The organism is Gilliamella sp. Choc5-1, from assembly GCF_001690595.1.
Lineage (GTDB): Bacteria > Pseudomonadota > Gammaproteobacteria > Enterobacterales > Orbaceae > Gilliamella > Gilliamella apicola_M.
In genome coordinates this window covers 1-1,418 of the sequence record NZ_LZHH01000060.1, presented here as the reverse complement: position 1 = coordinate 1,418, position 1,418 = coordinate 1, and the positions used below count along the sequence as shown (strand labels likewise).

At 31.7% G+C, this 1,418-nt stretch carries 2 protein-coding genes; one reads left to right on the top strand and one right to left on the bottom strand.

Going from position 1 to position 1,418, the window contains the following annotated elements; all coding sequences use genetic code 11:
* Nucleotides 1-108: 108 nt before the first annotated feature.
* The gene (locus A9G35_RS05800) at nt 109-540 is read right to left on the bottom strand and encodes a pyridoxal-phosphate dependent enzyme (RefSeq protein ID WP_081300125.1); all 432 of its coding nucleotides are present in this window, start codon (nt 538-540) and stop codon (nt 109-111) included.
* Nucleotides 541-897: 357 nt separating this feature from the next.
* Here A9G35_RS05800 and A9G35_RS05795 point away from each other — a divergent pair, with 357 nt between their 5' ends.
* Complete coding sequence (locus tag A9G35_RS05795; RefSeq protein WP_065585449.1) at nt 898-1,197, top strand: transposase; 300 nt, start codon at nt 898-900, stop codon at nt 1,195-1,197.
* Nucleotides 1,198-1,418 lie beyond the last annotated feature (221 nt).

Sequence of the window (1,418 nt, the reverse complement as noted above, 5' to 3'; positions counted from 1 at the left end):
TGTTTAAAATCATCTGTGAATGTTCGTCTTTTGCGTTTAATCTTATTCATATTTGTTCCTTTTTTAGTTGTGATAAGTTTACCTTACCCCTTAAAAAAGTTGTATGAATTAGTGTAGCCGATCCACAGGATTAGAAAATTGATCTAAATTTATGTATTTATTTTCAGATTCCAAAATTTTTTTGGCGAGACGAATATGAGAACCAGGGCCTGTTTTATGATCGGAAAGAATAATTTTAGCACCATAACTTTCTAATGTTTTAATTTTTTCACGGCTGAAATTATCGGGGATAACTAAGTGAACTTTATAGCCAAGATTTATAGCTGAAAGTGTAATTCCTAAGTCTGTGTTGCCTCCTGTTGCTTCCAAAATTATTTTTTTATTATTTAAAATTCCACGTTGGTGGGCATCCACAACCATAAATTTACCAGGTCTAGATTTTACACTACCTCCTGGATTAAATTCTTCAAGTTTTACGAATATGGGTGCTTTTTTATAATCAAAAATATTTTTTAATTTTACAATGGGAGTATTGCCAATATAACATTATAATGTTTAACATATTATTTAATATATCCTTAACTTTAAAGTCACTTAATTATGAATACAATAAAAGCGTATTATTTGTACCCAGATATACAATGTTTAACAGCAAAAATAATTAATATATATGGAGAATATATTTAACTCAATTCTACTATAGCGTTTTCAGAGGGGGGGTCAAGAGGGAGATCACGGGGAAATGTGTCTAAAAAACGATCCAAGTATAAAAATAAATTTTATTGACACTCAATTAATAGAAACATCCAAAATAAATGACATTGGATCGGCTACACTAATTCATACAACTTTTTTAAGGGGTAAGGTAAACTTATCACAACTAAAAAAGGAACAAATATGAATAAGATTAAACGCAAAAGACGAACATTCACAGATGATTTTAAACACCAAATGGTCAGTCTTTATCAACATGGTAAATCACGTAGTGAAATCGTTGCCGAATATGATTTGACACCATCAGCTTTGGACCGTTGGATAACGCAATCAAGCCAAAGTGGCTCATTTAAAACAAAAGATAATCGCAGTCCACAAGAACAAGAGCTAATCGCGTTGCGTAAAGAGCTTAAACAACTCCGCATGGAAAACGATATTTTAAAGCAAGCAGCACTGATAATAGGGCGAAAATCGCTATCCTAAAAGCAAATCGACATCGTTATAGCATAACAAAGCTATGTCAATATTTAGGATTATCAAGATATTATGCTTATTATCAGTGTAAATTGAATAGACAAAAATCAGTAGGGCTTTATGCCGATAAAATCGTGACGCTATTTAATCAGAGCTATCAGTCTTATGGTACAAGACGAATTCGTTTTGATTTACAAAAAGAGAATATTTGGGTGTCACGCCGTTACATT

What these genes read in the sequence shown, in the direction of transcription:
- A9G35_RS05795 (WP_065585449.1), top strand. Translation starts at nt 898, where the DNA reads ATGAATAAGATTAAACGCAAAAGACGAACATTCACAGATGATTTTAAA.